The 25,581-nt window shown below is 71.4% G+C and carries 15 protein-coding genes and 2 pseudogenes; 12 read left to right on the forward strand and 5 right to left on the reverse strand.

The genetic code is table 11. The annotated features are described in order from the left end of the window. Nucleotides 1–140: 140 nt before the first annotated feature. A complete protein-coding gene (locus tag OVA15_RS00330; protein WP_053446939.1) occupies nt 141–3,197 on the reverse strand; it encodes a DEAD/DEAH box helicase in 3,057 nt (1,018 codons plus the stop codon). Nucleotides 3,198–3,358: 161 nt separating this feature from the next. On the opposite strand from OVA15_RS00330, the gene OVA15_RS00335 reads away from it, so the two are divergent. After that, nucleotides 3,359–6,484: a hypothetical protein gene (locus tag OVA15_RS00335; RefSeq protein WP_006215529.1), complete on the forward strand. Its 3,126-nt coding sequence runs from the start codon at nt 3,359–3,361 to the stop codon at nt 6,482–6,484. Between the two features lie 73 nt (nt 6,485–6,557). Here the strand turns inward: OVA15_RS00335 and OVA15_RS00340 are convergent. Further along, nucleotides 6,558–7,747, reverse strand: a pseudogene (locus tag OVA15_RS00340) (glycosyltransferase family 4 protein). A 141-nt stretch (nt 7,748–7,888) separates the two neighbouring features. On the opposite strand from OVA15_RS00340, the gene OVA15_RS00345 reads away from it, so the two are divergent. After that, complete coding sequence (locus OVA15_RS00345; protein ID WP_268142338.1) at nt 7,889–9,484, forward strand: cell division protein PerM; 1,596 nt, start codon at nt 7,889–7,891, stop codon at nt 9,482–9,484. Between the two features lie 13 nt (nt 9,485–9,497). Here OVA15_RS00345 and OVA15_RS00350 read toward each other — a convergent pair whose 3' ends face one another. Further along, nucleotides 9,498–9,995, reverse strand: a complete 498-nt coding sequence (locus tag OVA15_RS00350) for a hypothetical protein (RefSeq protein ID WP_268142340.1) — start codon at nt 9,993–9,995, stop codon at nt 9,498–9,500. A gap of 118 nt (nt 9,996–10,113) precedes the next feature. Between OVA15_RS00350 and purN the strand changes: the two genes are divergently transcribed. Together purN and purH are read left to right on the forward strand one after the other, a co-directional pair. Next, nucleotides 10,114–10,674 carry a phosphoribosylglycinamide formyltransferase gene (purN, locus tag OVA15_RS00355; RefSeq protein WP_006215525.1) on the forward strand — a complete coding sequence of 187 codons (561 nt, stop codon included), beginning with the start codon at nt 10,114–10,116 and terminating at the stop codon, nt 10,672–10,674. Nucleotides 10,675–10,769: 95 nt separating this feature from the next. Beyond that, on the forward strand, nt 10,770–12,386 hold the full coding sequence (purH, locus tag OVA15_RS00360; protein WP_268142343.1) for a bifunctional phosphoribosylaminoimidazolecarboxamide formyltransferase/IMP cyclohydrolase: 1,617 nt from the start codon (nt 10,770–10,772) through the stop codon (nt 12,384–12,386). 71 nt (nt 12,387–12,457) lie between these two features. Here the strand turns inward: purH and OVA15_RS00365 are convergent, their stop codons facing one another. Then, on the reverse strand, nt 12,458–14,104 hold the full coding sequence (locus OVA15_RS00365; RefSeq protein WP_268142345.1) for a substrate-binding domain-containing protein: 1,647 nt from the start codon (nt 14,102–14,104) through the stop codon (nt 12,458–12,460). A 344-nt stretch (nt 14,105–14,448) separates the two neighbouring features. Here OVA15_RS00365 and OVA15_RS00370 point away from each other — a divergent pair, with 344 nt between their 5' ends. From OVA15_RS00370 to OVA15_RS00380, 3 genes are read left to right on the forward strand one after another with little or no spacing between them, the layout of a single operon-like run. Further along, nucleotides 14,449–15,534, forward strand: a complete 1,086-nt coding sequence (locus OVA15_RS00370; RefSeq protein WP_268142347.1) for a LacI family DNA-binding transcriptional regulator — start codon at nt 14,449–14,451, stop codon at nt 15,532–15,534. Nucleotides 15,535–15,575: 41 nt separating this feature from the next. Continuing rightward, the gene (locus tag OVA15_RS00375; RefSeq protein WP_053446946.1) at nt 15,576–16,193 is read left to right on the forward strand and encodes a TetR/AcrR family transcriptional regulator; all 618 of its coding nucleotides are present in this window, start codon (nt 15,576–15,578) and stop codon (nt 16,191–16,193) included. A gap of 44 nt (nt 16,194–16,237) precedes the next feature. Continuing rightward, nucleotides 16,238–16,789 (forward strand): gamma carbonic anhydrase family protein, encoded by a 552-nt coding sequence (locus tag OVA15_RS00380; RefSeq protein ID WP_268142350.1) that lies wholly within the window; start codon nt 16,238–16,240, stop codon nt 16,787–16,789. A 109-nt stretch (nt 16,790–16,898) separates the two neighbouring features. Here OVA15_RS00380 and OVA15_RS00385 read toward each other — a convergent pair whose 3' ends face one another. Then, complete coding sequence (locus OVA15_RS00385; protein WP_268142352.1) at nt 16,899–20,198, reverse strand: beta-phosphoglucomutase family hydrolase; 3,300 nt, start codon at nt 20,196–20,198, stop codon at nt 16,899–16,901. A gap of 328 nt (nt 20,199–20,526) precedes the next feature. Here OVA15_RS00385 and glyA point away from each other — a divergent pair, with 328 nt between their 5' ends. The 5 genes and pseudogenes from glyA (at nt 20,527) to trpS (ending at nt 25,580) form a co-directional block, all read left to right on the forward strand. Continuing rightward, nucleotides 20,527–21,810, forward strand: a complete 1,284-nt coding sequence (gene glyA, locus OVA15_RS00390; RefSeq protein WP_006215518.1) for a serine hydroxymethyltransferase — start codon at nt 20,527–20,529, stop codon at nt 21,808–21,810. Continuing rightward, complete coding sequence (locus OVA15_RS00395) at nt 21,807–22,694, forward strand: bifunctional methylenetetrahydrofolate dehydrogenase/methenyltetrahydrofolate cyclohydrolase (protein ID WP_268142355.1); 888 nt, start codon at nt 21,807–21,809, stop codon at nt 22,692–22,694. The genes glyA and OVA15_RS00395 overlap by 4 nt, the downstream gene beginning before the upstream one ends. Nucleotides 22,695–22,872: 178 nt before the next feature. Beyond that, a complete protein-coding gene (locus tag OVA15_RS00400) occupies nt 22,873–23,415 on the forward strand; it encodes a hypothetical protein (protein ID WP_006215516.1) in 543 nt (180 codons plus the stop codon). 241 nt (nt 23,416–23,656) lie between these two features. Continuing rightward, nucleotides 23,657–24,453, forward strand: a pseudogene (locus OVA15_RS00405) (exodeoxyribonuclease III). Nucleotides 24,454–24,545: 92 nt separating this feature from the next. Then, nucleotides 24,546–25,580 (forward strand): tryptophan--tRNA ligase, encoded by a 1,035-nt coding sequence (gene trpS, locus OVA15_RS00410; protein WP_206390826.1) that lies wholly within the window; start codon nt 24,546–24,548, stop codon nt 25,578–25,580. Nucleotide 25,581: the final 1 nt, after the last annotated feature.

Below are 25,581 nucleotides of genomic sequence, written 5' to 3' on the forward strand. Positions count from 1 at the left end.
GCCCGCGGGCGCCCTGACGATCTCGCGCGACCTCCACGCTAGACGAATCCGGGCGCAGTCTCACGGGACCACAGGCCCCGGACGGCATTATGACGCCGCGGGCGCGGGCGCGGGCGCGGGGCCGGTGGGTGGGAACGGCCTCAGTCCCGCAGCAGCTCGAGGACGTCGTCGGCGCTGAGCTGGGAGGCGAAAGTCCCGTCGTCGTCCATCACGGAGTCGAACAGCGCGGCCTTGCGGCTCTTGAGCTCCATGACCTTCTGCTCGATCGTGCCCTGGGCGATCAGTCGGTAGACGAGCACCTTCCGGGTCTGCCCGATCCTGTGGGCTCGGTCGATCGCCTGGTTCTCCGCCATGGGGTTCCACCAGGGGTCCAGCAGGAAGCAGTAGTCGGCCTCGACCAGATTCAGGCCCGTGCCTCCGGCCTTGAGGGACACCAGGAAGACGCGGGTGCGTCCCGAGCGGAAGTCCTCGATCGCCGTGGTGCGGTCGCGGGTCGAGCCGTCCAGGTAGGAATAGGGGATGCCGAGCCGGTCCAGGCGCGCGGCCGCGAGCTTGAGGAATCCGGTGAACTGCGAGAACACGAGCGGACGGTGCCCCTCTGCGACGATCTCCGGCAGGTGCTCGAAGAGCACCTCGAGCTTGGAGGAGGGGACCTCCATCTCGGGATCCACCAGCGACGGGTCCAGGGCCATGAGGCGCAGCTTGGTCAGCGACTGGAAGATCGTGAACCGGTTGCCGTTGAGATCCTGCAGCAGCCCCAGGACTTTGGATCGTTCGCGCTGCAGGTGCAGGTCGTAGAGCCGGCGGTGCTCCTCGGACAGCTCGATCTCGAGGGTCTGCTCGATCTTGGGCGGCAGCTGAAGATCCACGGACTCCTTGGTGCGGCGCAGCATGAACGGGGCCAGGCGCCGGCGCATCCGCGACAGCGCGGTGCGATCGCCCGAGGTCTCGATCGGGCGCTGATAGGCCTCCGTGAAGCGCCGTCGGGACGGGAACAGCCCCGGGGCGGTCAGTGCGAGCAGCGCCCACAGGTCGGTCAGCCCGTTCTCCAGCGGGGTGCCGGTCACGGCGATCGTCGTGTCGGTGCGCAGGGCCCGCGCGGCCCGGTGGGCGCGGGTGCGCGGATTCTTCACGAACTGGGCCTCATCCAGCACCACGGCAGAGAAGTCGATCGCGCTCCACAGCTGCTCGTCCAGGCGCAGCAGGGCGTAGGAGATCACCACGACGTCGTGCGAGCCGGCCAGCTGCTGCGGCTCCTCGCCGGTGGCCGCGGCCGTCCCGGGCATGGAGCGCACGGACAGCTCCGGGGCGAAGCGGCGGATCTCCGAGACCCAGTTCGGCGCCACGGAGGTGGGGGCGACCACCAGGAAGGGCCCGCCTGCGGGGGCCTCGGCGAGGCCTTCGGCAGCGCGGTCGTGGGCGCGCTGGAACATGGCGATGGTCTGCACCGTCTTTCCCAGGCCCATGTCATCGGCGAGCACGCCGCCCAGGCCGAGATCGTGCAGCGCTGCCAGCCAGCGGAAGCCGTCGACCTGATACGGGCGCAGCTGCGCGTGCAGAGCCTGCGGCACCTCCGGCGGATCCTCCTCCTCGAGCCCCGCGCTCAGGCGGGTCACGGCCTCGCGCCACCGGCCGACCGGCTCGGAGCGATCGGCCAGCTCCTCGAACTCCTCCCACAGGCCCAGCTGGTGCCGCGAGATCATGGGCGCGTCCGAGGGCGAGTCCTGCAGGGACCGGGCCTCCATGAGCAGCTCCCTCAGCTTCTCGAAGCGCGGGGCGTCGAGGCCGAACCAGGTGCCGTCGGGCAGCATCATCACGTCCTGGCCCTGGGCCAGCGCCTTGAAGATGTCGGCGAAGGCCACGTGGAAGTCGCCCACGCGGATCGAGACCCCCAGATCGAACCAGTCGCGGCGCTGGCTCGAGGCGGTGGACACCGTGATCTCCGGCGGATCCTGCGACGGGCGGTAGGCGGGCTCGGTGCCGCGGGTCTCGATGCGCAGGTCGTGGATCCGCTCGAGCTCGGGCAGCCAGTCGCGCAGCAGCACCACGGCGTCGTAGCCCACGTAGGCGCTGCGGCGGAACTCGAGGTCGGGGATACGCCGGTGGACGGCGGTGGTCATGGACGACTCCCAGGTGGAGTCGCGGCGCACCGGCTCGGTGCCCAGGGGATCCGCGGGGCGGAAGGGCAGCCGCAGGCGCTCAGCTCCCAGCTGGTACTCCCACTCCCACTCCAGGCGCACCGTGAGGTCGTCGTGGGTCACCGTGAGGACCATCTCCGGGGCGGCGACATCCGGCAGCTCGATGGAGCCGTCGTCGCTGGTCATGGCGATGCGCTGCTGCAGGCGGGGGAACCACCGCTCGACGAACTCCTGGACCTCGTCGTCCGGGACCGTCATCTCCTGCGCGGTCTCCAGGAAGCGGCGCTGATCCCGGGTCAGGCGCGTGCTCAGGGGCACCAGGCGCAGCGACATGGCGTTGAGATCGGACTCCGGGTCCAGGTGCTCCGGCGCGGAGCCGGAGAAGGCCGGAGGGGCGTCGTCCTCGGCCACGGGGAAGAACAGGCCGTGCCCCGGATCGCCCACGACCCCGGCCGAGGTCAGCGGGATCACCCGGCGCAGGCCCTCCTCTTCGACCACGACCTCCGGGTGCAGGACCAGGCCGTGGTCCTCGTCGCGGCTCAGATCGACCTGGAAGCGCCCGGCCGGATCCAGCACGACGGGCCGGCCTCCGCCCGCGCTGACCAGGGAGACGTCCAGCTGCTCGGCGCGCTCGAGCAGCGACCACAGCATGGGCGACTCGTAGTGCTCCACCCTGATCCAGTGCCGGTCATGGGCGACCTGGCGCGATCGCACGTTCGCGAGCACGCGCAGCTCGTCGAACCAGTCCGCCTGCTCGGGGCTGACGACCCCCGTGCGACCGGCGTCCACCACGCGCTCCCAGTCCAGCCCGCCGCGGATCCAGGTCCCGCGCGCCCCGCGTCGAACCGGGCGCATTCCCAGGGTGTAGGGAGCCCCGGCGGCGGGCGCCGCCTGACGGACCCTGCGCAGCAGCGGCAGCTGCAGGTCGAACTCCAGCCCGACCTGGGCCGATGGGCCGTCGTCGAAGGAGGCCTCGAGCGCGCCGTCCTCCTCGTCGTCGAGCATCCGCTCGAGCGCGCGCTTCCATCCAGAGGCTCCGGAATCGGGTGAGGCGGTCATCCGACCGATTCTACGCGGCGCCCGGCACCTACAATGGGAGGTGCTGTCCGAACGCACCCGTTCGGGCACAGGACATGACACCAGAGGGGCGGCTGCGGATCGCGGCCGACCGGAATCCGGCATCAGGACGGCGGCTCGGGGAGCCGCGGACGGAGGAGAAGTTGGCTCATACGCGAGGGCTCAGCCTCGGAGACCATCGGATCGCCCGCAGCGCCGCGGAGATCGAGTACCTGCGCTGGAACGACGCCGTGTGCGCGGCGCTGTTCGGAACCGACAAGGCGGGCGAGCTGGTCCCGCTGGATCTCGACGACGCCGTGCTCGCCAGGATCGGCGCCGAGCACGAGATGGACGGGCCCTCGGTCCTGCGCGCGATCGCCGACTCGGTGACGCCGCTGCTGGTCCTCGACGGATCGCGCACCCCGGTCCTCGAGGCGTTCACGCGGATGAACACGCTGTGGTACCGCGACTCGCGCCGCGCCCTGGATTCCCTGGAGGAGCTGGCCCCGCCGCCCGTCGTCGCGCTGCTGTGCCTGTTCGCCGTGGCCGGGCGCCACACCTCGCGCCTCGCCTCGCGGACCGGCGCCAAGGCGGCCACTGCGTTCTACCTGCCCCTGTCGATCCTTCTCGGCGCAGGCCAGGACAATGCCAAGGCCCTGGAGGCCTCCTTCAAGAAGGACGCGGAGGGCTACTGGGACGCCGTGCGCTACTGGCTCGAGCTGCGCGACGGCGAGGTCGGGCTGCCCGTGGGCGATGCTCTGAACCAGCGGCCCGTGGGCCTGGCGCTGTCCCAGTCGCTGCTCGGGGAGTCCGAGCGGCGCCAGCTGCATCAGATGTTCGAGGACATGGGGCTGACCATGGCCCAGGGGCTCTCGGCGGGGGAGCTCGGCATCTACCTGGACTTCTGGCTCGACGTGGCCGACACCGAGGTCTCGCCGGAGATGAAGAAGCTGTGGTCCACCTCCTCCACCCGCGACCCGGGTCTGGAGATCGCCCGCTCCGAGCTCATCCGCTGGGAGCGCTCGCGCGAGTCCGCCGGAGGCCCGGTGCCGGTGCGCCGCTCGGCGACCTCCCGGCCCGGTGAGCATTCGGCATCGCTGACCCTGGTCGACTCGGTCGACTACGTCGGCAATCCGCAGTTCGAGTTCGGCTTCGTGGTGCCCAAGCGCTACATGGCCGATCGCGATGTCGAGCTGGAGACCACCGCAGGGCCGCGCTCCGTCTTCCTGTCCTACATCGGCGATGCCTACCTGGGGATCTCCGCATACTCCGCGCGCATCGACCCGCAGTCGCTGCTGCTCGGCGAGCTGCGCCTGTCCGCCGGCGCCCACAGCTTCCGGCGCTCGCCGCGCCCGGTCGTCGTGTTCGCCAAGGACGGCTTCTCGGACACCTACATCTCCGTGGACCACATCCCGGCCGCCTGGCCGTGCCGCGTCCTGGTCCGCGACGACGAGGACCTGATCGCCGGCATGCGCGCGATCCTCGAGGACTCCGCCTCCCCGGACTTCACCTTCCGTCCCGCGGGCACCGCTGGCCTGCCGGAGGGCTGGGCCCTGTTCGACGGCGTCCAGGTCCTGCGCGCCGGCAACCCCGAGCTGACCGCCGATGACAACTTCTCCGGGATGGTGCCGCGGCTGGTCCCGTCGATCCGTCTCTCCGGCGGGCTGCGCATCCCCGGCGACGTCATCCGCTGGTCCACGCAGCGCCCGCCGCAGATCACGGTGGTCTCCGACTCGGATGATCCCCTGACCCTGGAGGTGGAGTGGCGCCACGCGGAGACCTTCCGCCTGGAGCGGCACAAGCTGGCCGAGAACCGCACCCCTCCGTTCCAGATATCCGTGGAGTCCACTCCCATGGTCGGCCCGGACGGCCGGCTGCGGCCCAACGACTACATCCTGGTCCTCAAGGCCGGACGCACCGTGAAGCAGCGGATCGCCTACCAGGTCCGCGACACCAGCTTCTACATCACGCAGCGCTCGCTGGGATATGAGGGCGAGATGCTCCACGAGCCCACGGATGCGCTGTGGCCCGTCACGGCGGCGACCGCCGAGGAGCTGCCGGAGGAGTACGTCCAGGGCGCCTTCGACAACCTGGAGGCCCATCCGGTCGAGACCGATCTCGAACTGCCGCTCGTGCCGGGCTGGCACTCCGAGGAGGGCCAGCTGCTGGTGCCCCGGGAGAACGTGCTGCCGGAGCACGACGGCCCCTCCTGCCTGCGGACGGGGCGGCACCGCATCGTGATCCCGCCCATGGACCCCAAGTCCAAGGCGACCTGGATCTTCGGGCGCTGCCGCGACTGCGGCATGGAGAAGCGCTACCCGGGACGGCTGACCAAGGCCTCGGCGGTCTCGGAGGTCGGCTCGGCAGACGCCCTGCAGTTCATCGGCCCGGAGGTCGGGGAGCACCCGTCGTCGTGGGGCCCCTTCCGGGACGCGCTCACGTTCCTGGGCGGCGGCAAGCGCTCGTCGCTGTCCATCGTGGCCCGACAGCTCGAGGACACCGAGCGCTTCGAGGAGTGGTTCGTGGGCAACCTCCACGCGCTCGGATTCCTGGAGACGATCCGCGACGCCAACTGGACGGTGCGCCGCTGGCAGGTCTGCTCGCCGGCGCTGGCCCAGCTCGTGGACGGCTCGGTGCTTCTCACGGGCGGGTGGACGCCGCAGAAGGAGGCCCAGGTCGTGGCCGCGGCCGAGAAGGCGGGCGGCTCGGTGGTGACGCTGTCGCCCGAGGACCACTCCATGTCGCTGATCATGGATGCCGAGCTCGAATCGGTGGCGGAGCATCTGCCCGAGGGCCTGTGCGACGTCGTCTACGAGGCCGGTCCGGTCATGCTCGACACCCTCCCTCCGCTGTCGGAGGTCGAGCAGGGACTGCCGCGCGCGGAGATGCAGTACAACGGCGTGGCCGAGCGCTTCGACCCGGCCGATGCCACCTGGCACGCCACGACCGACCGCGAGCAGGTCGGGCTCTTCCGCATCAACCACCACCACCGCACGCGCTACCGGTTCCGCACCGAGGCAGACGTCGAGTCGGGCCACAGCCGACTCGTGAACTCCGGGCTGGGCAAGCATCTGGCCGCTCGCCAGGCCGGAGCCCCGCTGGCGGCGTGGGACGAGTCCCTGCAGCTGCTGTCGGTGCCGATCGGCGCGGAGCTGCCCGGGCTCTACGCCCGTGCCGCCGTGCTGTGCTCGGGGCTGATCCCCACCCGCGTGGACGACGACTTCTCGCTGAACTACGGCGACATCACCCGCGAGTTCGCCGAGGTGCTGGTCGCCAAGCTGATGGGCTGAAGAACCAGATCCGCCACGATGGCGGGGCCGGTGCGCGTGCAGCGCACCGGCCCCGCCATCGTCGGTCCCCTGATCAGCCGGCGCGCACGATCCGGCGCACCGAGCGGTGGCGCTGGGAGGTGATGCGGGCGCGCTCGTAGTGGGCGAGCAGCTGGTCTCCGATGGCCGCCCAGGTGCGGGACTCGACGGTCGCACGTGCGGCGCGGGCGAAGGCCGCCCGCTTGGCGTCATCGCCCACGAGGTCGCGGACGTGGTGCTCCAGCTGGCCCAGGTCGCCCGGGCGGTACAGCCAGCCGTTGCGGGACTGATCCACCAGGTCCAGGGGGCCGCCGCGGCCCGTGGCCACCACCGGGACGCCCGAGGCCATGGCCTCCTGGATCGTCTGGCAGAAGGTCTCGAACTCTCCGGGGTGCACGAAGACGTCGAACGAGGCCATGGTCCGGGCCAGGTCCTCGCCGCCCTGGAAGCCGGCGAAGTGCGCGTTCGGCAGCCTCCGGCGCAGAGCCTCCTTCTCCGGGCCCGAGCCGACGATCACCAGCCGGGAGTCCGGCAGGGCGTCCAGGCGGGCCAGGTCCTCGACCTGCTTCTCCGCTGCGAGCCGGCCGACGTAGCCGATCAGCTTCCGGCCGCCGCCGATCTCCTGGTGCCAGGCCTCGTCTCGCTTGGCGGGATCGAAGCGCACGGCGTCCACGCCCCTGCGCCACATGTGCACGCGCTGCACCCCGTGCTCGTGCAGCTGGCGGATCGCGAACGTCGACGGAGCGAGCGTCACGGTCGCGAGGTTGTGCAGCGTCTGCACGTGGCCCCACAGCACGTCCTCGAGGAACGGGGTGCCGTAGCGGGCGGCGTAGCCGGGGATCTCGGTCTGGTAGACGGCCGCGCAGGGCACGCCGAGCTGTGGGCGGCCTGGACGCCGCGCCAGCCGAGCACGAACGGAGAGGCCAGTGGGACCACGTCCGGGCCGAAGCGCTTGAGGATCCGGCGCACGGTCGCGGTCGGCCCCGCGGCCAGGCGGACATCGGGGTAGCCGGTCAGCGGCACGGCCGGCAGGCGGTGGACGACGAGCCCGTCCAGGGACGGATGTCCGGCGGCGTCGCCGTCGAGAGCCTCGACCGTGTGCGTCATCTGCAGCGGATCGGCGGCGGGGCAGATGACCATCGCATGATGGCCCTGGGACCGAAGATGCTCGATCACGCGGATGACGGAGTGGGTGACTCCGTTCATATGGGGCAGGAACTGTTCGGCGATGACAGCGATTCTCACGCTGTCCAGTGTGGCGCTGCACGGGGCACGCAGCGTCGCCGAGCAGTGGCCTGGCGGTGAAGCCGATGTGAACTCATGCCCGCCGTCTGTGCGGTCCGTCTCCCCGGGGACTGGCAGGCGAGCGTGAGACCATGTGCGGCGATGACCGATCGACCTGCTTCCCCGGCTTCCCCATCCGCTCCGGAGTCCTCCGTCGCCCCTGGCGGGGCCCCGGAGGAGATCTTGGCCGTCTCGGTGCCCTGGCACCGCGGCGTGCTGCCCGGGCTGGGCATCGCTGTGCCCGTGCTCGCGCTCACCATGATCGCGCTCGTGCTCTCGACCGTTCTGGGCAGCTTCGAGCATCTGCCCGCCGCGGTCGCGGGCGGGCTCGGTGCGCAGCTGTGGCTGCTTTCCCTCGGGGTCCCTGTCGACGTCCTGATCGCCCCGGCGGAGGGGCTGGGGGCCGAGGGAGGCGTGGTGAGCCTGGTGCCCCTGGGCCTCAGCGGGCTCACCGCCTGGCTGTCCTTCGCGGTCGGCGTGCGCATGGCACGGGGTGCGCCCTCGGGGGCCCGGCTCGGGGCCGCGGTGCTCACCGCGGGGCTCACCCACGCCGTGCTGGCCGCCGCGGTCGCGGTCGTGGGGCGCACCCCGGCCTCGGCCGCCTCCCCGCTGTGGGCCCTGCTGATCGGCGGCTGGCTCGTCTGCCTCTTCATCGCGATCGGAGCCATGGTCGAGGAGGGCTCTGCGGCCGCCCTGGTGGGGCAGCGCACGGTCGCGCGAGCACAGCGGATGCGCCAGGACTACCGGTGGGCCGGATCCTATCTCTGGGCGCTGCTGCGCGCCGGAGGCATCGGCGCCCTGTGCGCCGTGCTGGCCGGTGCGGTGTGCATGCTGCTGGCCCTGGCCACCGGGGCCGAGTCCATGCTCGAGGCCCACCGCGCGCTCGGCACGGATATCCCCGGCGACATCGCCGTGGCGGTGCTGCACTTCGCCCTGCTGCCCAACCTCGTGCTGTGGGCCTCCGCCTGGGCCTCGGGCGCCGGCTTCGCGATCGGCGACGGCACCGCGATCACGCCGGCCGGAACCCAGGCCGAGGCACTGCCCATGCTGCCGGTGCTGGCGATCCTGCCCGGTCACGACCCGGCGCCGGCGCTGCTGGCCGCCCCTGTGCTGCTCGTGCTCGGCGGGTTCGCCGCCGGTCACTGGTTCGCCCGCGAGGGCGAGGACCACCTGGGCGAGTGGATCGCGGTGCGCCTGCCGCGCCGGTGGCTGTCCGCGCCCCTGGTCATCGTGCTGAGCTCGGTGCTGATCGGGGCGGTCGCGGGTGCGCTGATGCTGCTGCTGGGGGCGGTCTCCTCCGGATCCCTGGGACTGGGCGCCCTCACGGAGGTGGGTCCCGATCCTGCGCGCCTGGCGCTGGCCGTCGGGCTCGAGGTGGCGCTCGGGGCCCTGATCGCCCTGATCCTCAGCCCCTGGACGGACCATCGCCGTGCGGTGCGCACGGGCGCGGCAGCCGCCGAGCCGGAGGCGGGTGCTTCCGAGGACGACGAGCTGTGGAGCGTCCAGGACGAGGACGAGCGGGCTCGGCAGGAGGAGGCCTCGCGCGCCGAGGCGGACCGCCAGCGGGAGGCGCGCCGACGCGCGGAGATCAAGCACGGTCGCCGCCAGCGCGCCGAGGCCGTGCAGGCCAAGAGGCAGCGCAAGGAGTCCGCGGACGAGCGCCGTCGGCGCAGGCGCAAGGCCGTCCGCGACCGCTGAGCCCCGGCCCTCTTCAGGAGGTCGGCCCGTCCGCCGGAGCATCCTGGGCGGAGCCCGGCAGGATCGCTTCGCGCAGCCCGTCCTCGAGCTCCTGCTGGCAGGACGACGTCCCGGCGATCGTCACCGAGCTCGATATGCAGGTGTCGTAGGCGGAGACCTGGTCCCAGAACAGCAGCCGCGCGCCGCCGCCGATCAGGCTCCACAGCCCGATGACCAGCGCGATGACCGAGGTCATGATGATGGTGGCCTTGCGCGGTGCGCGACGGATCCGCGCCAGCGCCACGACGGCCAGGATCATCCCGGCCACGGCTGCCACGAGTCCGGCCAGCGTCATCCACAGCGGCCCGGAGCTCAGCAGCATGGCCGCGCCCACCGCCAGCAGCGCGATCAGCGCGGTGCCCGCGGGCCCGCTGAGCACGCGCGGCTCCTGCTCCTCGCCGCCTGGCCCGCCGTCGCCGCCCGGTCCCGGTCGCGGGGTCGTGGGGCTCGGAGGGGGAGGTGCGGAGCTCATGGCCACGAGTCTACGGGCCGGGCCTGCGCCGATCGCACCGGTGGCCCGCAGGGCCGGGCACGGGCAGACACCCGACGGCTGACGCGGCGGCTGCTCGGGCGCCGATAGGATTCCGGACATGCGCCTCGTCATCCTCCTCTCCGGCTCCGGGACCACCGCACAGGCTCTGCTCGATGCCGTCGCCGACGGCCGGATCCCTGCCGAGATCGTCGCTGTGGGAGCCGACAAGGACTGCGCCGGGCTCGAGCGCGCCCGTGCCGCAGGCGTCGAGGACTTCCTCGTGGCGCCGTCGTCGTACTCCGACCGCCCCAGCTGGAACCGCGCGCTCCAGTCCGCGGTGGCCGAGCGTGAGCCCGACCTGGTGATCCTGGCCGGGTTCATGCGGATCCTCGACGCGCAGTTCGTGGCAGCGTTCGCCGATCGCCTGATCAACACCCATCCGGCCCTGCTGCCGTCCTTCCCCGGCGCCCACGGCGTGCGCGACGCCCTCGCCCACGGGGTGAAGATCACCGGCGCCACGGTCCACCGCGTGGTCCCGGAGGTCGATGCGGGGCAGATCCTGGCCCAGACCGCCGTCGCCGTGGCCCCGGAGGACGACGAGGACTCGCTGCACGAGCGGATCAAGGCCGCCGAGCGGGAGCTGCTCGTGGACACGGTCGCCCAGCTCTCCCGCGGCTGAGCAGGGCACAGGCGCCTTCCCTCCACGGGTCCTAGACTGGTGCGCGCGCCGGAAGCGGCGCCGAGCCCCGATCCACCATCAGGAAGTGACCGTCTGTGAGCCAGAACCAGCTGGACCGCCTGCCCCTGAAGCGCGCGCTGATCTCCGTCTACGACAAGACCGGTCTGGAGGAGCTCGCCCAGGGCCTGCACTCCGCCGGAGTCTCCCTCGTCTCGACCGGCTCCACGGCCAAGCGCATCGCCGAGGCCGGCGTTCCCGTGACCGAGGTCGCCGACCTGACCGGGTTCCCCGAGTGCCTCGAGGGCCGGGTGAAGACCCTGCACCCGCGCGTGCACGCCGGCATCCTGGCCGATCGCCGCAAGGACGACCACGTCCGGCAGCTGCAGCAGCTCGAGATCGAGTCCTTCGACCTGGTGGTCGTGAACCTGTACCCGTTCGCCGAGACCGTGCGCTCCGGCGCCGGGCGAGACGAGGTCGTCGAGCAGATCGACATCGGCGGGCCGTCCATGGTCCGCGCGGCAGCCAAGAACCACCCGTCCGTGGCCGTGGTCGTGGACCCGGCCCGCTACGACGACGTCGTGGCGGCCGCCTCGGACGGCGGGTTCGACCTGGCCGCGCGCCGCCGCCTGGCCGCCGCCGCCTTCTCGCACACGGCCGCCTACGACACCGCCGTGGCCGAGTGGACCCAGAAGACGCTGCTTGCGGACGACCCGCAGGCGGACCTGGTCATGCCGCCGTACGCCGGTCTGGGCTTCGAGCGCGCCGAGACCCTGCGCTACGGCGAGAACCCCCACCAGGCCGCGGCCCTCTACCTGGATCAGGCGGCGTCTGCGGGCATCGCCCAGGCCGAGCAGCTGCACGGCAAGGCCATGTCCTACAACAACTACGTCGACGCCGACGCCGCTCTGCGCACCGTGGGCGACTTCGACGAGCCCGCCGTGGCGGTCGTCAAGCACAACAATCCGTGCGGTCTGGCCGTGGCCACACCGGGCGCCGAGGACCCGGTGGCTGACGCCCACCGCAAGGCCCACGCCTGCGATCCGCTCTCGGCCTACGGCGGAGTGATCGCTGTGAACCGGCCGGTGAGCGAGGCCATGGCCCGCACCGTCAAGGACATCTTCACCGAGGTCGTGGTGGCTCCGGACTTCGAGCCGGCCGCCCTGGAGATCCTCACGCAGAAGAAGAACATCCGCCTGCTGCGCCTGCCGGAGGGCTTCAGCCGCGATCCGCTCGAGTTCCGTCAGATCTCCGGCGGCGCGCTGATGCAGGTGGCCGATCGCAGCCAGGCCGAGGGCGACGATCCCGCGAACTGGACGCTCGTGGCCGGTCAGGCCGCCGATGAGCAGACCATGGCCGATCTGGCCTTCGCCTGGAAGGCGCTGCGCCCGGTGAAGTCGAACGCGATCCTGCTCGCCGATGACGGCGCCACGGTCGGCATCGGCATGGGCCAGGTCAACCGCGTGGACTCGTGCCGCCTGGCGGTCGAGCGGGCGAACACCCTGGACTCGGACGGCAAGCGCCGCGCCGAGGGCTCCGTCGCCGCCTCGGATGCGTTCTTCCCGTTCGCCGACGGCCTGGAGGTGCTGCTGCAGGCCGGTGTGCGGGCCGTGGTCCAGCCCGGCGGGTCGATCCGCGACGAGGAGGTCATCGCGGCCGCGGAGGCCGCCGGAGTGACCATGTACACGACCGGGGCGCGCCACTTCTTCCACTGACGTTCCCCGCCGCCATGAGCTGAGGCCCCCGCACCGATGGTGCGGGGGCCTCAGCTCATGGGCGCTGCGGATCAGCGATCGACCGTGGAGAGCCCCTCCAGGAACGCCTGCTGCAGCTGCTGCTCATCCGTGGCCTGGTGGTAGGTGCCGCCGGTGACGCCCGCGATCGCGCCCAGGGCGACCTGATTGGCGTCATCGGAGATGCCCAGAGTCACGATGCGCACGGGCTTGGCCGGGTCCTGCTCCCGCTCGAGCGTGCTGATGAGCTCCTCCATGCGCATGGGGTTGTCTTGGCCGTAGACCTGCTGGCCGCCGTCGGAGACCAGGATCACCGCGTTGAGCTGACCGGGCTGCCAGTTGCGCTGCTGCTCACGGAAGGCCGCGAGCGTGGTCTCGTAGAGCTCGGTCTCGCCGCCCTCCTTGTACTCGGCCTGGGCCATCTCCGCCTGGAGGGCCTCGCGCTGGGTGAGCCCGTCCTCGTCGGGGACCTCCTCCTCGATGCCGCGCACCGGCTGCAGCTCGATGTAGGGCTCTCCTTCGGGGCCCATGTCCCTGGAGAACAGCCACAGTCCCAGGCTGTCGCGGGCCGGGAACAGCTGTGCGCCCATGGACAGGGTGCCCATGGTGGAGTCCCAGCGGGTCTGGCCGCTGTCCTCCTCCTCGCCCATGGAGCCGGAGGCATCCACGACCACCAGCGCATTGAGGGGGGCCGACTGACGGTCGTAGGTCTCGGCCACCTGGTCGTAGGCGGCGCGATCCTCGATCTCCAGCCGTTCGGGGATCTCGATCGAGCGGTCGTCCTCGAGCGGTGCACCGTCGGCGGGGCGCAGGCCGGCATCGGCCAGGGCCTCGCGCCCCTCGTCGGTCTCGAACCAGGCGGCGATCTCGTCGGCGGCGGTCTGCACGGAGTTCGAGCTCGACAGCGAGCCGCTGGTGACCATCAGGGGGTAGTCCAGGAAGGCCGTGCCGCTGCCCGGCACGCCGGCGCGCAGATCGGAGGCGGCGTCGTCATCGAGCAGGTCGTGCTCGGCCACGATCGACTGGCCGCCGTCCTGCTCGACGGCTTCGAGCAGCCCGGTCGCGTCCAGCAGCGGGGAGGAGACGTCCTGGGTCTGGGCGCGCAGAGTCAGAGCTTCCTGGGCCGCCGCGGGGTCGACCTTCTCGCTCTGCGCCTCGGCGGTCACCGCCTGCATGGCCGCCTGGGCGCCGCCGTCGTCGAGGGGATCGCCCATGCGGGCGCTGTTCTCCTCGAGCAGCTCGGTCCAGGTGCCGGGCAGGTCCTCGGAGCCGTCTGCGGAGGCCACGACGACGGGGGAGGAGGCCAGGGCCGGGGTGTGCCTCTGCACCGCGTCGTCGAAGTCCGACGCATCGACGCGCCCGGAGGAGTCCGGGATCCAGAGGGGCTCGGAGAGCTGGCCGCTGCTCGCGCGCTCGGCGGTCTGCGCGCTGGACTGCTCCACGACGTCCAGGCGGACGCAGGAGTCGGCTTCGATCGGCTTGTGCTCGAGCGCCCGGGCCATCTCGGGCGTGGCCGCCACGGCGATGCGCACGGTGGATTCGCAGGAGGAGGGGGTTCCGCCGGCCCCGCCGGCGGTCACGGCCCACAGGCCGGCTCCGCCGACCACGAGCAGGCCGACGGCGCCGACGACCGCCCAGCGGCCGCCGGACTTCTTCTTCTCCGCTTCGCGCGCGGCACGGCGGGTGTCGCCATTGGGCATGGGGGTCTCCTCCCAGGGGGCGTCGCCCTCACTCCCATCGTGAGGGCGGCGGACGCGCCGACGAAGGGGCCCGAGGGCAGCTGGGGTTCGTGGCGCAGGCTGTTGCAGTCTGGCACGGGCCTGGGCAGCGGAGCAGGTCATGATCGTCCCCACTCCGGGGGAGACGCACGCAGAAAGGGGTCTGCTCGGTAGTACATGAATAATGATATAGGTAGAGCGCTTGCCTGCCTATCGGCAGCGGCCGGATGAGACGGAGCCGGCACGGCCGAGGCGCTCCGTGCACGTCCGCGCATCATGTCAGCGCGCTTTGTGATGCGCTCGGGGTGGGTCAGACTGAGGGTGTGATGGAAGAGCAGAGCAGCGCCCCAGCAGACGATCCTGCGCCGTCGGAGGCCGCCCAGGGGCCGTCCGCGTCCAAGGGCCGGGCGCCCACCATCTACGACGTCGCGCGGAGGGCGGGAGTCGCTCCCTCGACCGTCTCCCGCGCGTTCGCCCGCCCGGGACGCGTGTCCTTCGAGACCGCCGAGCGCATCCGCTCCGCGGCCGATGAGCTCGGCTACCGCGCCCGCACGATCACTCGGCGCACTGATGCCCGCGAGGGCACCCGCATGATCGCCCTGGTGCTCAGCGACATCTCCAATCCGGTGTACTTCGATCTGCTGCGCGGGGCCGAGGAGGCCGCCGCGGACGCCGACTACACGATCGTGCTGGCCAACTCGCAGGAGACCGTCAAGAAGGAGCAGGAGGCGCTGGGGCGGGTCCTGCCGCTCGTGGACGGCGTTCTGATGGTCTCCTCCCGCATGTCGGACTCCGCCGTGCGGATGACGGCCAAGCAGAAGCCCACGATCATGCTCAACCGGGCCGTCTCCGGGGTGGTCTCCGTGGTCACGGACAACGCCATGGGCACCCGTCGGGCCGTCGAGCACCTGGTCTCGCAGAACATCCGGGACATCTCCTACGTCGCCGGGCCGGAGGCCTCCTGGACCGACGGCATGCGATGGCGGGCCGTGCGGGAGACCGGAGCGGCGCTGCACGCGCGCATCCACCGGCTGGGGCCGGTCGCTCCCACGATCGCGGGCGGCCGGGCCGCAGCGCTGAGCTGGATGGAGCACCGCACTTCGGGAGTGATCTGCTACAACGACCTCATGGCGGTGGGGTTCGTGCGCACCCTGCAGGAGCACGGGCTCTCGGTCCCGCGCGACGCCGCGGTGATCGGATACGACAACATCATGCTGCTGCCGTACGTCTCCCCGAGCATGTCCACGATCGCCGCCCCCGTGCACGCGATCGGCGCCACGGCCACGAAGAACCTCGTGGCCATGATCCGCGGAGCCCAGCCGACCTCCAGCCGGCCCCTGGTCCTGCCGAGCAAGCTCGTGGTGCGCCAGTCGAGCCGGGTCCTGGAGACGCCCACGCTCAGACGGCGCTGAGACCGCCCGCCCCGAACGCCCGTTCCGGATAGGATCGGGACATGCCCAGGGTCAGCGATCAGTTCCGCGCCGCACGGCGTCAGGCCGTCCTGGACGCCGCCTCCGAGTGCTTCCTGGCCCACGGCTACCGCGGCGCCTCGATGCATCAGATCATCGCGGCCACCGGGCTCTCCGCCGGTGCGCTCTACCACCACTTCCCCGGAGGCAAGGCCGAGCTGGTCTCCGAGTGCGTGCGCACGGGCCTGAACGGCGTCCTGGAGGCCATCTCCCCGGCGGATCCGCGCACCGAGCAGCCGCAGGAGGGCTTCCAGCCCGATGCCTGGCTCGTGGGCGCGCTCGAGCAGCTGGCTGCCTCGCCGCGGCTGGCTCGGCTGCTGCTGATCACCTGGGCCGAAGCGGCCGTGGATCCCGCGGTCGCCGAGCTGATGGGCACCCACCAGGAGACGCTGCGCTCGGCGATCGACCGCGTCTTCGCCGACTGGGCCGTCGCCGAGCTGGGGCTGGCAGAGGCCAGCGCCCGACAGTGGGTCGAGATGTTCTCCCAGGCGGTGCTCTCCGTGCTGCAGGGCTGGGTCGTGCAGTCGGCGCTGCTGCCGGGCTTCGACCACGAGGCCTACCTGGACTACGCCCGCACGCTCGTGGCCTCCGACGAGGGCTGAGCAGACCCGGCCCCGCAGCGCCGTCCTGCGCGTACTGTGAGGCCATGGATCCTCAGCAGCAGCCCCTGCCCGTGCCCACCCTGCTTCCGTGGAAGGGCCGTCTCCCCGACGTCGCCGACGACGCCTTCATCGCCCCCACCGCCGTCCTGATCGGCGACGTGGCGGTCGGGCCCGGCAGCGGGGTCTTCTACGGCACGGTCGTGCGCGGGGACCGCTCCGCCCTGCGTCTGGGGGAGGGGTCGAACCTGCAGGACAACTGCACCGTGCACTCCGATCCGGAGCACCCCTGCACCATCGGGGACCGGGTCTCGGTGGGCCACGCGGCGGTGCTGCACGGCTGCACCGTGGAGGACGACGTCCTGATCGGCATGAGTGCCACCGTGCTCAACGGGGCGGTGATCGGGACGGGATCGCTGGTGGCCGCCGGCGCCGTCGTGCTCGAGGGCACCGTGGTCCCGCCCGGCAGCCTGGTGGCCGGCGTGCCTGCCAAGGTGCGTCGCGAGCTCACGGACGAGGAGCGCCAGGCGGTGCGGAGCAACGCCGCCGAGTACCTCGAGCTCTCGCGGCGTCACCGCAGCCTCCAGCACGAGGCCTGAGCCGACCGGGTGGACGACGAGAGGGTGCCGACGCTCCTGGAGCGTCGGCACCCTCTCGTCGCAGTGCTCGCCGTGCGCCCGTCGCGAAGGGACGGACGCACGGTGCGGCTCAGGCGCTGCCGGTGCGCTGTCCGATCGCCACGGAGATCCTCTGACCCGCCTGGAGCGTGTACTCGGAGCCGTCGACGTGGATGGTCACCGGATCGGCGCCCTTGGAGGAGCCCTCCACCTCCAGGACCTCGTGGTCGATCCTGACGCTGAGGACCTGCCCGCGGTACAGGACCCTGAAGCTGACGTCGTGCAGCTGCGGCGGCAGGTGCGGGCTGAACTCGATCCAGTCGCCGCGCACGCGCAGGCCGGCGTAGGCCCGGGTCACGACCTCGACCGAGCCCGCCATGGCACCCAGGTGGATGCCCTCGCCGGTCGTCCCGCCCTGGGTGTCGTCCAGATCGATGACCAGCGCGTCCTGGAAGGAGGCCCAGGAGCGGTCCGGATTGACCCAGGCCTGCACGGAGGCGTTGACCACCTTGGACAGAGACGACCCGTTCGACGAGCGCTGGATGTAGTAGTCCACGGTGCGCTGGATGACGTCGTTGTCGACCTCGTAGCCCATGCGCCCGAGCTCCTCGATCACGCCCTCCGGGCCCAGCAGGTAGACCAGCATGATGGTGTCGGCCTGCTTGGAGAGCTTGTAGTTGTTCGTCATGTCGCCCTCGTTCTCCAGCAGGAGGTCCAGGCGGCCGATGTTGCGGTACTTGCCGCGGTAGAAGTCCCAGTCCAGCTCATCGAGGGAGTCGTAGCCGTCGTACTGGGAGATCGTGCCGTCGGAGTTGAACGGCACCGCGAGCTTCTGCGAGACCTCGTGCCAGTGCTCGGCCTCCTCCGCGGTCACGCCGAAGCGCGCCGAGAGCTCCTCGCGCTGGTGCTCGACCATGTCCCGGAAGATGTGCGCCGAGTGGCGGAACAGCCACGCGGCCAGGACGTTCGTGTACGCGTTGTCCTTGAGACCGCCGCCGTGCTGGCCGCGGGGGCCGTCGTGGTACTCGTCGGGGCCCATGACGCCGCTGATGTGGTAGCGGCCGTCGGCCTCGTCGTACTCGGCCAGGGAGTCGAACAGGCGCGTGATGCCGATGATCAGGTCCGAGCCGTGGCCCGAGAGCCAGTCCAGGTCACCGGTGGCCTCGTAGTACAGCCACGCGTTGTAGGCGATGGCCAGGCCCACGTGGAACTGCCGCCACGAGTTGTCCGGCAGCCAGCGCTGCGAGTGGTGGTTGAACAGCTCGGGCGGGGTCTCCTCGCGGCCGTCCGAGCCCGACTGCCACGGGAAGGCCGCTCCGCGCAGGCCGAACTGGGTCGCGCGGTGCTGCGCCTCCGCCAGACGGCGCCAGCGGTAGGACAGCAGCGAGCGGGTCACGTGCGGCTGGTGCAGCGAGATCACCGGCAGGATGTAGAGCTCGTCCCAGAAGATGTGGCCGCGGTAGCCCTCGCCGTGCAGTCCGCGGGCCGGGACGCCGGCATCGCGCAAGGACATGTGCGGGGCCAGCGTCTGCGCCGTGTGGAACGTGTGCGTGCGCAGGGCCAGCTGGGTCAGCAGGTCCTCAGGGCGCTTGTCGATCTCCTCGTCCAGGGCGACGTCGTAGCGGCGCCACAGCTGCTCCCACTCGACCACATGGGCCTCGAGCAGCTGGCCGAAGTCCTGCGGGTTGCGGTTCAGCTGGGACAGGGCGCCCTCGCTCGGGGAGCCGATCGCGGCGTCGCGGCTGGTGACCACCGCGGTGGTCTGGGCCACGGTGACCGGCTCGCCCTTGCGCAGCGCGATCTGGAGGCGGCGGAACTCCGTGCCGCCGGGGCGGATCTCGCGGCGGGCGCGCACGGAGGCGGCCCCGTCCACGTGGGTGCGCTGGGCCGTGGCGATCTGGATCTGCGACTGGTTGGTGCGCACGAGCGACAGCAGCGTCTCCTGCTCGTCCGCCAGCGTGGTGGACTCCTCGAGCACCAGGTGGTGCGAGTTCAGCTCGCGGTACTCCTTGACGCCGTCGTTGACGACGCTGGGGTCGATGCCCGTGCGCACGTGGATGCGCCCGGTGAAGTTCTGCGACTCGAAGACGGTCTCCTGCGCGCCGATGTGGCGGTGGCGCAGGGAGACCAGGCGACGCTGGATGACCTTCAGCACGGCGCGCTCACCGGACTCGGCCGGGTCGCCCTCGCGATCCGTCAGCGTCATGGTGCGGGTCAGCAGGCCGCGGCGCAGGTCGAGCTCGGTGCGCTCGTCGGAGTAGTCCAGCCCGCCCTCGGACAGCCACGTGCCGCCGGCGATGCGCACGTCCATGGTGGTCCAGTTGGGGACGTTGACCATGGACTCGTGCTCGACGTCCCGGCCGTTGATGTGGCTGACCACGCGGTTGAACACGCCGGCCAGGTAGTTGCCCGGGCTGTGCACGCCGTCCTGGGAGCGCTCGCTGTGGGAGCCGCGCACGCCCATGTAGCCGTTGGACAGCGTCATCAGGGTCTCGCGGCGGGCCTGCACGGCCGGGTCGAAGCCCTCGAAGACGAGCTTCCAGGGGTCGTCGCGGCGCGCGCCGAGGTCCAGCTCGCCGACGTCGTTCAGCACGACGTCCGCGCCGCCGCGGTAGAGCGCCTGGCGGTCGCCGTGGCGGGCGATGCCCACCACCAGTCCGAAGCCGCCTGCCGCGCCCGCCTGCACGCCGGCCACGGCGTCCTCGACGACGACCGCATCGGCCGGGTCGACGCCGAGCTCCTGGGCGCAGCGCAGGAAGGTGTCCGGGGAGGGCTTGCCGGGCAGGCCCTCGGCCTGGGCCATGGCGCCGTCGACGATGAAGTCGAAGAGATCGGCGACCTCGGCGCGCTCGAGCACCGTGGTCGAGTTGCGGGAGGCGGTCACCAGGCCCACGGGGACCTCGCCCTCGCGAAGGCGGCGGATCAGCTCGATCGTGGCGTCGAAGACGCGGACGCCCTTCTGCTCGAGCGCGGCGTTGAAGTAGTCGTTCTTCAGCGCGGCCTGGCCCTGGACGGTCCACGTGCCGGGGGCCTCGTCGTCCGAGCCCTCGGGCAGGAAGGCCCCGCGGGAGGCCAGCAGCGTGCGGATGCCATCCTCGCGGCGGCGGCCGTCGACGAAGTCGCGGTAGTCCCGGGAGATGTCGAACTCCCGGCGATCTATGGTGCCGTCGGACTTCAGGGCCTGGAGGCGCTCATCCGCCAGGAGGGCGTCGAACAGCGACTTCCAGGCGCTGGCGTGGACGGCCGCCGTATCCGTCACCACGCCGTCCATGTCGAAGATCACAGCGGCAAAGGTGGTCCGCAGGTGGTCCGCGGAGCTCTCGGCGGCGGGGCCGCCGGGATGGATCTGCTCGAGCGATGCGGTGAAGGGCGATTGCGGAAGGGCGTTCACGGGCACTCCTGAGGGTCCTGCGCTGGGCCCGAGTCGACCGGCAGACAGGCCGGCGATGCTCAGGATCAGGGCGCGGCGGTGCGTCTGGCTGGAGGACTTCCTGCCGGTCGTCGGCGAGCAGCGCTGTGCGCATTCGCTTGCCGACGGAAGCAGGTCCGGGGCAACCCTACCGGCGAGAGGGCCTCGGCGCAGTCCCTGCGGAGGTGTCGGGATGTGCGCACTTCGGGTGCCTGGAGCAGGTCGTGCCGCCGGGCTCGGAACACGATGAGCCGGAGCACTAGAGTGGATGAGAACGTTCAGGACCGTCCGTGCCAGATGAGGAGCCACGATGAGCCCCAGTCGTCCCAGCATCACCGATGCGCCGCTGTCCGAGGTGGACCCGGAGGTCGCCGCTGCGATCACCGCCGAGGTCGGTCGTCAGCGCGACACCCTCGAGATGATCGCCTCCGAGAACTTCGCCCCCCGCGCGGTCCTCGAGGCCCAGGGCTCGGTGCTGACCAACAAGTACGCCGAGGGCTACCCCGGACGCCGCTACTACGGCGGCTGCGAGCATGTCGACGTGGTGGAGAACCTCGCCCGCGACCGCGCCACACAGCTGTTCGGGGCCTTCCACGCCAACGTGCAGCCGCACTCGGGCGCCCAGGCCAACGCGGCGGTCATGGCGGCCATGATGCAGCCCGGCGACACCCTCATGGGCCTCTCGCTGGCCCACGGCGGGCACCTGACCCACGGCATGAAGCTCAACGTGTCGGGCAAGCTCTACGACATCGCCCCCTACGAGGTGGACCCCGAGACCCTGGTCCTGGACATGGACAAGGTCCGCGAGCAGGCCGTCGCCGCCCAGCCCAAGGTGATCGTGGCCGGCTGGTCCGCCTACCCCCGCCAGCTCGACTTCGAGGCCTTCCGCTCGATCGCCGATGAGGTCGGGGCCACCCTGTGGGTCGACATGGCCCACTTCGCCGGTCTGGTCGCCGCGGGTCTGCACCCGAACCCCGTGCCCCACGCGGACATCACCACCTCCACGGTCCACAAGACCCTGGCCGGACCCCGCTCGGGCGTCATCCTGACCACGGAGGAGTGGAAGAAGAAGGTCGACTCCAACGTGTTCCCGGGCCAGCAGGGCGGACCGCTCATGCACGCGATCGCGGCCAAGGCCGTGGCCTTCAAGATCGCAGCCTCCCAGGAGTTCCGCGAGCGGCAGGAGCGCACCCTCGAGGGCGCGCGGATCCTGGCCGAGCGCCTGACCGCCTCCGATGTCACCGAGGCAGGCGTCTCCGTGCTCACCGGCGGCACCGACGTCCACCTGGTGCTCGTGGATCTGCGCGAGTCCGAGCTGGACGGCAAGCAGGCGGAGGATCTGCTGCACGAGGTCGGCATCACGGTCAACCGCAATGCGGTGCCGTTCGACCCCCGCCCGCCCATGGTCACCTCCGGCCTGCGCATCGGCACCCCGGCGCTGGCCACGCGCGGCTTCGGCGCGGCCGAGTTCGAGGAGGTCGCCGACATCATCGCGACCGCCCTGAAGCCCGGTCCCGACGTCGCCGCCCTGCGCGCCCGCGTCGACAAGCTGGCCGCCGACTTCCCGCTGTACGAAGGGCTCGAGAACTGGTGAGCGCACAGATCCTGGACGGCCGCGAGACCGCACGGCAGATCAAGAACGAGCTCGCCGAGCGCGTCGCCGCGCTCGGCGAGCGGGGCGTGGTCCCCGGGCTCGGCACGGTCCTGGTCGGCGACGACCCCGCCTCGCACTCCTATGTGGCGGGCAAGCACCGCGACTGCGCTGAGGTCGGCATCACCTCGATCCGCCGCGACCTGCCGGAGGACATCTCCCAGGAGGATCTCGAGGCCGAGATCAGGGCGCTGAACGAGGACCCGGCCTGCACGGGCTACATCGTGCAGCTGCCGCTGCCGAAGCATCTGGACACGAACCGGATCCTCGAGCTCGTGGATCCGGACAAGGACGCCGACGGCCTCCACCCCACGAACCTGGGGCGCCTGGTGCTCAACGTGTCGGATCCCATGGACTCGCCGCTGCCCTGCACCCCGGCCGGGATCGTGGAGCTGCTGCAGCGCCACGGCGTCGAGCTGCGCGGCAAGGAGGTCCTGGTGGTGGGCCGCGGCGTGACGGTCGGACGGCCGATCGGGCTGCTGCTGACGCGCCGGGAGATCAACGCCACCGTCACGCTGGCCCACACGGGCACGCAGGATCTGGACTCGCTGCTGGCCCGCGCGGACGTCATCGTGGCAGCCGCTGGTCAGCCGCACATGATCGGCGCCGAGCAGATCAAGCAGGGCGCGGTCCTGCTCGACGTCGGAGTCTCCCGAGTGGAGGACCCGCAGAAGGGCAAGAAGGTCCTCACCGGAGACATCGACCCGGCCGCTGCCGAGCGGGCCTCCTGGATGTCGCCCAACCCCGGCGGCGTCGGGCCCATGACCCGGGCCATGCTGCTCGTCAACGTGGTCACGGCCGCCGAGCGGCTGGCGCAGCAGGGCTGATCGTCGGCGGGGCGCGGCCGTGCTCGTCCCGCGAGCTCACGAGACAGGCCCCTCGGTGCGCTCGGCGCACCGGGGGGCCTGTCCGACTGCCGGGGGACCGCGGGACGAGGATCCGCCGGGGGCGAGAGCCGGGCGCGCTGATTCGCGGGTCCCGTGCCGATGCGGAACAATGTGGGGCATGCAGCAGATCGGCACCGAGAACCCGTCCCGTCAGAGCACTCCCGCAGCCTCTGGGCGCACGGGGCTGTGGATCTCGCTGATCGGGATCGCGGCGCTCGTCGTGATCTTCGTGGTGGCCCTTCTGCAGGCGGCCAACGAGAGCTCGCTGCTCGGCTGGATCCTGGCCGGCATCGCCGCCGGCTGGCTGCTGATCGCCGCGTTCGTGCTGTGGTCGGTGCGCAAGGCGGCCCGCTTCGGCGCCCGGCAGATGGAGGAGGCCCAGCGCACCGCGCAGCGAGCCTTCGGACGGGCCCCGGCCGCTACGCAGAGCGCGCCGGCTCCGAGCCGCTCGATCACCGACCAGAAGATCGAGCACTCGTTCCAGATCATCATGGTCCAGACGCGCGTGATCTCCGCGAATCTGCCCGCTGCAGACGGCTCGAACCCGGGAGATCGCGCCCAGGTCGACCGCGCTCTGGATACGATCGCGGTGACCGCCTCGAACGGCATGGGCATGGTGCAGGACTCCGCCGCTCCGGTGGACGGCGACATCGTCGACTGAGCGGTGCAGCGTAGCTCGGAAGCAGCAGGACCCTCCAGGCCGCAGAGCCGACAGGCCCCGGCCGGGACCGAGGACTCGGAGGACGCCGCCGGGCGCCGACCAGTGCGCCGGACGCTCGGGCAGACCCCATGAACGGACGCAGACCACGAGAGGAGCGCCGGTGAGCGCAGAGACCACCGCACAGCCCGCAGAGCAGGAGGGCGCCTCCGTGCCCCGCGAGCAGCTGCTGCGCATCGCCAGCATGAACGTGAACGGCATCCGGGCCGCGTACAAGCGGGGGATGGCCGAGTGGCTGGCCCCGCGCGACGTCGACGTCCTGTGCCTGCAGGAGGTCCGCGCCCCCGACGCGATCGCCCGCGAGCTGCTCGGCGAGCAGGAGTGGGAGATCCACCACCAGGAGGCCGAGGCCAAGGGCCGCGCCGGAGTGCTGACCGCGGTGCGCCGCGGCGCCATGGCGGGACCCTGAGCCCGGAGGCGCGCCGTGAGGGCCTGGGCGACGGCCTGAACGACTCCGGGCGCTGGGTCGAGGACGACCTGCGGCTGCCGGACGGCTCGCTGCTCACCCTGGTCTCCGCCTACGTCCATTCGGGCGAGGTCGAGACTCCCAAGCAGGTCGACAAGTACGCCTTCCTGGAGGCCATGCTCACCCGCCTGCCGGAGCTGGCCCAGAACGCGGACCACGTGCTGGTCGTGGGCGATCTGAACGTGGGCCACACTGAGCTGGACATCAAGAACTGGAAGGGCAACGTCAAGAACTCGGGCTTCCTGCCGGAGGAGCGAGCCTACTTCGACCGGTTCTTCGGCGACCTCGGCTACGTCGACGTCGCCCGCCGCCTGGCCGGCGAGGTCCCGGGCCCCTACACATGGTGGTCCTACCGCGGCAAGGCCTTCGACACCGATGCCGGCTGGCGCATCGACTACCACATGGCCACCCCGGCACTCGCAGAGCGTGCCGTGCGGGCCGTCGTGGACCGCGCCGAGAGCTACGACACCCGGGTCTCGGACCATGCCGCGCTCGTGGTCGACTACCGGCTCTGACCGCGCGGGTCCGGAGCAGACCCGAGCCCCCAGCACCGAATCATCCGCGACGACGGGCCCCGTCGTCCTCGCAGCAGAGAGAAGCACCGCTCGTGACCACCGCAGACACCCCGACCGCCAGCACCAGGCCCCGCGTCCTGTCGGGGGTGCAGCCCTCGGCCGATTCGCTGCACCTGGGCAACTACGTGGGCGCCATCCGCAACTGGGTGTCCATGCAGGACGGCAGCGACTGCGTGTTCTTCGTGGCGGATCTGCACTCGATCACCGTGCCGCAGGATCCGGCGGAGCTGGCCCAGCGCACCCGCGTGACGGCCGCGCAGTACATCGCAGCGGGCATCGACCCGGAGCGCTCCACGCTGCTGGTGCAGTCGCACATGCCGGAGCACAGCCAGCTCGCCTGGGTGCTCAACTGCATCACGGGTTACGGCGAGGCTGCGCGCATGACGCAGTTCAAGGACAAGTCCGCCAAGCAGGGCGCGGACTCCACGAGCGTGGGTCTGTTCACCTACCCGGTGCTGATGGCCGCCGACATCCTGATCTACCAGGCCGATCAGGTCCCCGTGGGAGAGGACCAGCGCCAGCATCTCGAGCTGACCCGCAACCTGGCCCAGCGCTTCAACCAGCGCTTCGGCGAGACCCTGCGCGTGCCGGAGCCGCGGATCATGACGGAGACCGCCAAGATCTACGACCTCCAGAACCCCACGGCCAAGATGTCCAAGTCGGCCGAGTCGGAGAACGGCCTGATCCGCCTGCTGGACCCGGCCAAGAAGAACGCCAAGAAGATCAAGTCGGCCGTGACCGACGACGGCGCCGAGATCCGCTTCGACCGCACCGCCAAGCCGGGGGTGTCCAACTTGCTGACCATCTACTCGTCCCTGACGGACCGCCCGATCGACGACATCGTGGCCGACTACGAAGGCAAGATGTACGGCCACCTCAAGGTGGACCTGGCCGAGGTCGTGGCCGACACCCTGGATCCCATCCAGTCCCGCGCCCAGGAGCTGCTCGACGATCCCGCAGAGCTCGATCGCATCCTGGCCCGAGGGGCGCAGAAGGGACACGAGATCACCTCACGGACGCTGTCCGAGGTGATGGACGCCGTCGGCTTCCTGCCGCCGGCGCGCTGAG

It is taken from the genome of Kocuria sp. SL71 (assembly GCF_026672465.1).
GTDB lineage: Bacteria > Actinomycetota > Actinomycetes > Actinomycetales > Micrococcaceae > Kocuria > Kocuria palustris.